This is a genomic window from Oleiphilus sp. HI0067 (assembly GCF_001635735.1).
The window spans coordinates 19,869-28,446 of sequence record NZ_LWFI01001022.1 but is presented as its reverse complement, the minus strand read 5'-3'; the positions used below and the strand labels follow the sequence as shown (position 1 = coordinate 28,446).

The window sequence follows — 8,578 nt, the reverse complement described above, 5'->3', positions numbered from 1 at the left end:
AATTTGAGAGACGTCCCATATTCTTATCATATTTAGTTCGTGGTCAAGTACCAATACGCAGCTAACAAGGAAGTTGATGATCCTTTGCATGCCAAAATGTTGCCGGGTTCGTGATATTTAGCGCTTCAATTCGGCTTGCGAGTTGTTCTGCAGCTTGATCGGGAGTGACATTACCTATATCGCCAATCATATTCGTTCCGACTAAACCGGGATGCAATATTGCAACCGCAATGTTTTTGTCAGCGAGGTCATGAGCAATCGAAACTGCAGCGGCGTTCAAAGCGCATTTAGACATGCGGTAGCCATATCTTCCACCGCTAGTGTTATCTTCAATAGACCCCATACGGCTGGTGATAAAAGCTATTTTTCCACCATCGGTCATATTGCGCTGAAGAGCTTCTGTAACGCGAAGAGGGCCCAGTGTATTCACCTCAAATTGGTACCGAATAGTTTCGTAGTTTAAGTTTGCGATCTTTTCATCACGCAAGATGCCAGCATTGTTGATCAGAAGGTGGATCTTGGTGTCACCTAATGATTGTTTTAAAGCTGCGATTGAAGAGGGGAGGGTAATGTCGATGTCTTGAACGATTTTGACATCAAGGGCGCTTAGCGCAGGTGAGGGCGTTCGACAGACCGCGATCACGGCCCACCCTAGAGAAACATAGTGTTTGCATAGCGACAGACAAATACCGCGATTGGCACCTGTTACAACGACGACTTGATTCATACTTTACTCAGTAAATTTTCTTTGTTTGATTTTATTGCAAAACTTAGGCTAAACCAGCCAACAATAAAAACTTTGCTACGCTTGCAGCACAATTAATGGCGAAGGATTTGGAGTCATGAGTGTGTTTATTAGCGTTTTGGGTATTCTAGTTTTACTAGGGATTGGCTTTCTTTTGTCTACTAATCGCGGTGCGGTAAATCCTAGAACTGTTTTTGGAGCGCTTGCGATCCAGATAGTCTTGGGAGCATTGGTCTTATATGTGCCGATTGGTCGAGAAATATTAAATACCATTACAGCTGGAGTTGCTCACGTCATTAATTATGCGAATGAAGGGATTGGCTTTTTGTTTGGAGGTCTGGTTAGCGACAAAATGTTTGAAGTCTTTGGTGGAGGCGGATTTGTCTTTGCATTTCGTGTATTGCCGATTGTCGTGTTCTTCTCATCATTAGTTGCTGTGCTGTATTACCTTGGAGTAATGCAGAAAGTGATTCAGTTTTTAGGTGGTGGCTTACGCGAGGTATTAGGGACTAGTAAAACAGAATCTTTATCTGCGACTGCAAATATTTTTGTGAGCCAAACTGAAGCCCCGCTTGTTGTTAAACCTTATATAGCCGGGATGACGCGATCAGAGTTGTTTGCGGTGATGGTCGGCGGCTTAGCCTCGATTGCAGGCTCGGTGATGGTAGGGTATGCCTCGATGGGCGTCGAGTTAAAGTACCTCATTGCGGCAAGCTTCATGGCTGCTCCGGGTGGTTTGTTGATGGCGAAGTTAATTGTGCCAGAAACTGAAACCCCTGAGGAAAATGTGGATGTTGTTGAAGAAGGAAATGATGCCCCAGCCAATGCCATTGATGCCGCTGCAACGGGCGCTTCAAATGGTTTAAAACTCGCTGTGAATATCGGAGCAATGCTGATTGCATTCATCAGCTTGATCGCTTTGTTTAATGGCCTTGTTGGCGGAATAGGAGGCTGGTTCGGATACGGACATTTAACCATTCAAGAAATTCTAGGTTGGGTGTTTGCGCCGATTGCTTGGTTAATTGGAGTGCCGAGCGTCGATATTCAGGCCGTTGGTTCGTTAATTGGTCAAAAACTGATTCTTAATGAATTTGTCGCATATAGCCAATTTTTACCGCATCAAGAGACCATGCAGCCTATTTCGCAAGCGATCACAATATTTGCTTTATGTGGGTTTGCTAATTTTGCCTCAATCGCTGTGCTGCTTGGTGGTTTGGGAATTTTGGCGCCATCTCGTCGTCAAGAAGTCGCGCAATTAGGTATTCGAGCTGTGGCGGCGGCTACCTTGGCAAACTTGATGAGCGCGACCATTGCTGGTTTATTTATCGGGCTTAGTTTGGCTTAGTGATTTTATAAAGGATAAGTGATGAGCGACTCAAGGCCTTTACTGGTTGGTGTAGCAGGCGCTTCTGCCTCAGGAAAAAGTTTGTTAGCGAAAAACTTGAAAGAGAGTTTTCCTAGCGAGTATATACAAGTGATTTCTGAAGACAATTACTATCGCGACCAGTCACATATGAGTATGCAAGAGCGCGAGCAAATCAACTATGACCACCCTAATGCGATTGAACATGATTTATTAAAAGAGCATGTCGCGCAGCTTCGAGAGGGCTTATCGGTTGAAGTGCCTTGTTATGATTTTTCTCAACACACCAGAAGTGCCGATTCGATAGTAATTGAACCCACACCAATTGTTGTAGTGGAAGGAATTTTATTGTTCACGCACACCGACCTCTGTGAGGTGCTAGATCTTAAATTTTTTGTCGATACGCCATTAGATATTTGTTTGTTGAGGCGTATTCAACGAGACACTATTGAGCGAGGTCGATCCGTAGAGTCGGTCATTCACCAGTACAAAAAGACGGTTCGCCCGGGCTATGTGAACTTTATTGCACCAACCAAACAGCAAGCTGACGTCATTATCCCTCGTGGAGGTAAAAACTCAGTCGCGATTGATCTTATTCAAACTAAGTTTAGAGTGCATTGCCGAAAACATTAGGTCTAACTAGTTTTATCCTTTGTTTTGGAAATGCAGTTTTAGATTTTGAAGTGTGTGAAAAGGCTGGTCGATCACGAAAGCATTGGAGAGCCAGGCGGGGATTTTTCCTGTAGGGTTCGCTTCAGTTTCATAGCTGAGTTTTATTTTCTTATCACTGATTGTTTGTAGCTGCCAACGCCCAAAAAGCTCCGTTACTCGCACAAGCTTTTTATGCCTTGGTACCGTTTTTACATCGTCGAGCGCTTGTACATAGATGTCTGCAGATCGCTTTTGATGATCTCTTTCAATCTTTATATCTAGTACGTAATCTCTGTCATTCACGGGCCATGGCGCGCTAGTCACTTGGTAAACGACGTAATGGTCTGGGCTGTGTAGTGTCAGTAGTCGGCTTTCGCTGCAATCATGGAGCCAGTCTGTTGCAAGTGCGGGCTGACTTAAATAAGCCATGGCCTCATCGATGGATGTGTCGAGTTCGACTTCACCTTTAAACATTTTGAAATTCTCAAAACGCGAGTCGCGTGTATATATCTGAATACCTTCTTTGTCTTTTACTAGTTCCCATCCAAAACTAGGGCTAGCAAGTGCGAGTACTGATAAGAGCACGATCGCACAATGCGTAATGATATGTATAAAACGGACTTCTAAAATGTTGCGGGGCATACTAGGCACGGTAAGCGAATATCCTTATTTGCTTTAACGATGAGTGAATCAGCAAGTTTGCTTAGTATGCGTAGATCTTGCTCAGTAGTCTGTGACGTAGAGCGATGTGAGCGTCAAAAGATATGGGTGTCACAAGATGTAGGTGTCAGCCCCCGCTTATTTACCCTGAACGATGCTCCTAAGGTTTTTTAGTGTATTGAAAGGCTGGTCTACAACAAATGCATTCGCTAACTACGCAGGAATATCTCCAGCAGGGTCAGCAGAGGTTTCACAGATGATGTGCAGCAAAGTGGGTGTTTCTCGTGTCAGCGTCCGGCCTCCAATTAGCTCCGTCACGCGCACGCAGTCTTGGTCGGGCACATCAGGTTCCACAAGTGCTGAAAACCTAACGACGGCCTTGTTTGAGTTTGTTTGCGAAACCTTCATTTTCAGAACGAAGTTGCGATTTGTGATGGGCCAAGGCACGCTTGTCTCTTGATAGACAATAATCTCGTTTTCAGAGACTTGCTCAATTATCTGGTTCTTTATGTATTCGTGTAGCCAATCATCTATGCTCTCTAAATTTTTTATCACCATTAATACGTCAGATAGTTGGGCAGTAATGTGCTTTTCACCACGGAATGCTTTGAAGTCTGAGCCTTCGATTTCATTTGTGAAAATCTTGATTCCATCGTTGCTCTTCTCTAGCTCCCAAGCATGAATTGAGGATATTGAGAACAGTAGCCATGAGATAAGAGTAAGTATTTGCATTTTGAGCCTTTTATTTCGAACAAAAAAAGGGAGTCAAAAGACTCCCCAAGCTTGCCATCATATAAGCCTAGAACGTATATGAGATACCTAACATGTAAATAGATGGATCGATATCAACATCAACGCTTGCTTTGACTTTACCAGCGTTACTATCGGTAGTGATCTCAGCCTTGGTGTCGATGTCTATCCAGTAGTAAGAGCCATTCAAATCAATGCTGTCAGTCAATACATAATCAAAGCCGGCATGAATAGCGACGCCGGTGCTGTCTTCCAATTCAATTTTTGTATTGCTTACGCTTGTAATACCCTCCGGGCCACCTTCGGCTGCCGCAGCGAGTGTTTCGAAAGTTGCCGCGTTACATAATGCCGGTGTTACTTTCCTTCAAAGAACGCTGTGTAGTTTAGACTCATGCCAACATAGGGTTGGAATTTTGAGCCGCTGTTTATGAGGTGGTAATTCAATGTCACCGTTGGTGATAAGCGTTTTGTCGAAGCGATGTCGGCATTTATCGCAAGGCTAATGTCATGCTCAAAAGGTGTGACGCCAAGCACTTCAATGGCTAATGTGTCGCTAAACATATAGATTCCGCTTAAGCCTAGTTGGGTATCGCTATCTACATCTACATTGCCTATGCCAGTATTGCCAAATGCTGGCGTATCGATCCGATTAAGCCGCTAGACGCATCAGAAGATACTTTTGCAGCGCCGCCGCGAACAATAATGTCGCTTTCTTGATAGGCGAATGAATTTCCTGAAAAACCAAAGGATGCGGCTGCTAGGGAAAGAATACTTTTCTTGAACATAATCTTTCTCGATCTTTGTTGTAGATAAATTAATCCGTGAACTTGGAATCGAGTGTACAAACTTTCTGGTTGGTTTGACTTGATCTAGCTCAATTTGGCTCGCCATCACCAGTTGGTACATAGCAAAGTGCTCAGCTAGTTTACGTAGGTCAATTTAGACCAGAATTGCTATGTAGGCCGAAATAATCAGCTCAATTATCACTTTGGGAGTGGCTCTTTGATGTCGTGTTTCTTAAGCTTCTGCGCAACAATAAATAACTGAAAGCGAGTAGGCATTGAACGACGCACAAAAGGCTTTAGCGCAGTGGCGTGAACAAGGAAGATTTTTTGAATTTGAAGGGCATCAGGTGTTTTATCAGGATTCACAGGATGCCAATAAACCAGTTTTAGTAATGTTGCATGGCTTTCCAACATCGAGTTGGGACTGGCAAGAAATATGGCCAAGGTTAACGCAGTATTTTCGCGTGATTACCTTCGACTTCTTAGGATTTGGTTTTTCAGACAAACCTAACTTGCCGAAATATTCGATCATGATGCAGGCGAGTATTGCTGAAGCTCTCGTGAATGCGTGTGGTGTTGCGGAGTACCATTTACTTGCACATGATTATGGTAATACCGTTGCGCAGGAACTTTTGGCTCGCAATCAAGAGAATCCAGATGCCAAGATATTGTCTTGTGTATTCTTGAATGGCGGATTATTTCCAGAAGTACATCGCCCTTTATTAACGCAAAAATTGCTGCGTAGTCCGTTTGGGAAGTTTTTCGCTCGTATGGCGAGCCTTAGAAGTTTTGTCAGTAGCTTTAACACGATCTGTGCGGTGAAATTGCCTAAAGATTTATTGCAAGAACATTTCAACTTGTTAGCGCGTGAGAACGGTCGCCATTGCATGGTTAAGCTAGTGGGGTATATGGATGAGCGTGCGCTTCACCGAGAGCGCTGGGTTGGCAGTGTAGTCAATAGTGCAATTCCACTACGCTTTATCAATGGCGTTGAGGATCCTATTTCTGGCCTGCATATGGCGGCACGTTTTGAGGAACTTGTGCCAAATCCAGATGTGATCAAATTGAGTGGTATCGGGCATTACCCTCAGAACGAAGCTCCAGAGGATGTGCTGCGTGCAGCAATTTCGTTTTGGCAGAGTAATAATGTCATTGAATGACGGATCGAACACTGGTGTAATCGACGCTCAAATTTGAAAGGAGTGATATGTGTTTAAAACGCTACTAAGTTTTCGTGCCGGATTACTGATTGTGATTGCTTCTCTACTAAGCGCATGTGTTACGACTTATCAAGCTGCTGATGGTGGTCCTGCAGGTTTTAGAAATCTGCAAATCGATAAAATGAGCTATTACGTTGAATACACCGAGGCTGCGAGCGTTTCATGGGAGCAGATAGAACAATTTGCATTGAAGCGCTGTGCTGAAATTGCGAAAGAGCGTGGCTACTTGGTGTTTGATGCTGAGGTGTTGGACCGCAAGTCTGTGTTTCTCGAAAGTAGTGTTGATGAAATTCAAATCCACTCGATGGGTAATCTAGCCAACGAGCCTCCTGTTCATCATACCTATAAAGCCGGTGCTACGATCGAAGGGAAGCGTGTCACGTTCAAGCTTACGCTCATTGATGAGTAAGGCATGCAAATGTTTCGAGGGCTAATATGCCTGTTGTTTTGTTGGGGTATTAGTGGCTGTTCTTCTGATTCTGATTTGGAGCGAACTTCACTTCAATTTACATGTCTAGAGACACAAGAAAGTTGTTCGGTAAGTCTTTCTAACGCGAAGAACTCTGATCAATCCACGAAGCCAGAAGAGTTTGTTTTAAGGTTAATGCAGTCAGAATTGCCAGCCCTTAAACCTTTAGATTTTTATTTTTTCAGTTCTCATTCCTCTATTGATAAAGATTTTGTTGTGGAAAAGGCATGGATCGGAGGGCGAGACATGTTTATGGGAGAACATGATTTCACCATCACTATGCAGGACGAGGTCGCGCAGTTGCAGGGCATGATTCCGGTATGCGTGACGGGTGATAGTATGATCTGGCGTTTGCATATACAGGCTCTAGTAGGTGGGTCTGCCTATACTTTTTTTGCAGATTTTCATTCAAGGTCGGATTCACATAATTAGGAAATAACATGTCAAAAGCACAGGGTATTGTTTTTAGTTTGTCGCTGATTATTGTGGGTGTTTTGAGCTTTAAGTTGTATCAGCAAAGTGCGCAAAAAGAACCTGAGGATGTGAAGGCCGCTTATTTGACTGCTGGTGATTTTATGCTGGAAAGCGGGGGAGAAACTTTCTCCAGCAAGACACTTCGAGGCCAGCCTTACATTTTATATTTTGGTTTTACGTCTTGTCCGGATGTCTGTCCTCTGGGTTTGACCGTTATTAGAGATGCGCTTAACAGCTCTGATCAGTTAAATGATATTCCCGCTGTGTTTGTGAGTGTCGATCCGGAGCGAGATACGAGTGAAGTGTTAGGATCTTATGTGTCCTTTTTCCATCCAAATATCATTCCTGTTCGAGGCGATTTAGTGGCGACACAAGAGCTCGCTAAACGATATGGGACATATTTTATCAAAGCGCCTTTATCGACTGGTGCGAGTGACGACCCGACCCAGTACACGATTGATCATACTGCCTATTATTTCGTGGTTGATGGTCAGGGTAAGCTAGTTAGAGTATTAGAACATAACGCCAAACCTGAGGAATTATCTCAGGCTCTACTGAAGTTGCTTAGCTAAGCAACTTCAGTCTGCGGCAACGCCATGGTCTCAGTTTTGCAATTTATCAGCATGAGTGGTGCTTGATCTTCATTTCGAAGAAAACCTTCTATGTGGTAATCCTCGGTTCGCTCTTTCATAAGGCCTTGAGCGGAAGCGTCTAGGCTAAAGTTCGACCAATCGTAGTTTACGATGTCTTTGATGTTGTCGAGCCTAAGCGCTGAAATCCTACCTTCGTCATGTTCAACAAATAAGATAATCGGGCGGATGCTATTTTCTGCGCGCTCTTTTGCTTGTTGAATATGATTGTGGAATGTTTTGAGCGAGTTTTCGTTGATACGTTTGAGTAAAAGCGAGGCTTGATCAGATTGTTTGTTCATATGAGATAGTTGATCGAAGGCGCGATGCAATTCTTTAGCTGGTTCAGCAAGTGCGTTGATCACTTCCATGAGTTCTATATTTGAGTTTTTATAGGACTCTGCCCACTTAATAAACTCACTTGCTAGTTTTGGCATAATCGGACGCGCCACATGCTCTTCGTCATGTATGCTATTTTCGATCTGTTCAAACCATTGATTGTAGGCACTTTCGTATTCAACCAAACTGTCAATCAGAGATAGCATGCGAGCTTGATAGTCTTCAGCGCCGATCAACTTATTAAAGTCATACAATTCGACGGTTGAATTTTGATAGGTAATCACTTCGTGATTAAAGCTGTTGAGTTCGTCGAGTTGAATGTTGCGCTTCACATCTTTTTCGATATAGAGCACTTGCTGCAGTGGGATGGCGAATGCAGCGTCTTTTGTCGAAAAGGTAATTACTGACAACTTGCTGTCTTTAAACAACGCGTAGGCGCTTTCCTCACTCATAGCATCTCTCCCAGTCAACGGAACGTGGTTTTTAAGTGGAG

Annotated in this window: 13 protein-coding genes; 6 read left to right on the top strand and 7 right to left on the bottom strand. The window is 43.7% G+C overall.

Features of this window, described 5'->3' with window-relative positions; all coding sequences use genetic code 11:
• Positions 1–61: 61 nt before the first annotated feature.
• Entirely contained in the window at positions 62–727 is a 666-nt protein-coding gene (locus A3739_RS13845) for an SDR family oxidoreductase (RefSeq protein WP_068501234.1), read from the bottom strand.
• A gap of 115 nt (positions 728–842) precedes the next feature.
• Between A3739_RS13845 and A3739_RS13840 the strand changes: the two genes are divergently transcribed.
• Positions 843–2,090, top strand: coding sequence for a NupC/NupG family nucleoside CNT transporter (locus A3739_RS13840; protein WP_068476303.1), 1,248 nt, complete (start codon positions 843–845; stop codon positions 2,088–2,090).
• 21 nt (positions 2,091–2,111) lie between these two features.
• Entirely contained in the window at positions 2,112–2,741 is a 630-nt protein-coding gene (gene udk, locus A3739_RS13835; RefSeq protein WP_068476301.1) for a uridine kinase, read from the top strand.
• Between the two features lie 12 nt (positions 2,742–2,753).
• Here the strand turns inward: udk and A3739_RS13830 are convergent, their stop codons facing one another.
• The 5 genes from A3739_RS13830 to A3739_RS28815 form a co-directional block, all read right to left on the bottom strand.
• Positions 2,754–3,401: an START domain-containing protein gene (locus A3739_RS13830; protein ID WP_068476299.1), complete on the bottom strand. Its 648-nt coding sequence runs from the start codon at positions 3,399–3,401 to the stop codon at positions 2,754–2,756.
• Between the two features lie 231 nt (positions 3,402–3,632).
• The gene (locus A3739_RS13825) at positions 3,633–4,151 is read right to left on the bottom strand and encodes an START domain-containing protein (protein ID WP_068476298.1); all 519 of its coding nucleotides are present in this window, start codon (positions 4,149–4,151) and stop codon (positions 3,633–3,635) included.
• Between the two features lie 67 nt (positions 4,152–4,218).
• The gene (locus A3739_RS31170; protein WP_255376214.1) at positions 4,219–4,431 is read right to left on the bottom strand and encodes an OmpW family outer membrane protein; all 213 of its coding nucleotides are present in this window, start codon (positions 4,429–4,431) and stop codon (positions 4,219–4,221) included.
• Between the two features lie 92 nt (positions 4,432–4,523).
• Positions 4,524–4,730 carry an OmpW family outer membrane protein gene (locus A3739_RS31165; RefSeq protein ID WP_255376213.1) on the bottom strand — a complete coding sequence of 69 codons (207 nt, stop codon included), beginning with the start codon at positions 4,728–4,730 and terminating at the stop codon, positions 4,524–4,526.
• Between the two features lie 50 nt (positions 4,731–4,780).
• The gene (locus A3739_RS28815) at positions 4,781–4,954 is read right to left on the bottom strand and encodes a hypothetical protein (RefSeq protein ID WP_156502339.1); all 174 of its coding nucleotides are present in this window, start codon (positions 4,952–4,954) and stop codon (positions 4,781–4,783) included.
• Between the two features lie 275 nt (positions 4,955–5,229).
• Between A3739_RS28815 and A3739_RS13815 the strand changes: the two genes are divergently transcribed.
• Genes A3739_RS13815 through A3739_RS13800 form a run of 4 tightly spaced genes read left to right on the top strand, consistent with a single transcriptional unit; the run spans position 5,230 to position 7,689 of the window.
• Positions 5,230–6,114 carry an alpha/beta fold hydrolase gene (locus tag A3739_RS13815; RefSeq protein ID WP_068476295.1) on the top strand — a complete coding sequence of 295 codons (885 nt, stop codon included), beginning with the start codon at positions 5,230–5,232 and terminating at the stop codon, positions 6,112–6,114.
• A gap of 49 nt (positions 6,115–6,163) precedes the next feature.
• The gene (locus A3739_RS13810; RefSeq protein ID WP_068476294.1) at positions 6,164–6,583 is read left to right on the top strand and encodes a hypothetical protein; all 420 of its coding nucleotides are present in this window, start codon (positions 6,164–6,166) and stop codon (positions 6,581–6,583) included.
• Between the two features lie 3 nt (positions 6,584–6,586).
• The gene (locus A3739_RS13805; RefSeq protein ID WP_156502585.1) at positions 6,587–7,075 is read left to right on the top strand and encodes a hypothetical protein; all 489 of its coding nucleotides are present in this window, start codon (positions 6,587–6,589) and stop codon (positions 7,073–7,075) included.
• A gap of 8 nt (positions 7,076–7,083) precedes the next feature.
• Positions 7,084–7,689: an SCO family protein gene (locus A3739_RS13800; protein WP_068476289.1), complete on the top strand. Its 606-nt coding sequence runs from the start codon at positions 7,084–7,086 to the stop codon at positions 7,687–7,689.
• Here the strand turns inward: A3739_RS13800 and A3739_RS13795 are convergent.
• Complete coding sequence (locus A3739_RS13795; RefSeq protein ID WP_068473074.1) at positions 7,686–8,537, bottom strand: hypothetical protein; 852 nt, start codon at positions 8,535–8,537, stop codon at positions 7,686–7,688. The genes A3739_RS13800 and A3739_RS13795 overlap by 4 nt on opposite strands.
• Between the last annotated feature and the right edge of the window lie 41 nt (positions 8,538–8,578).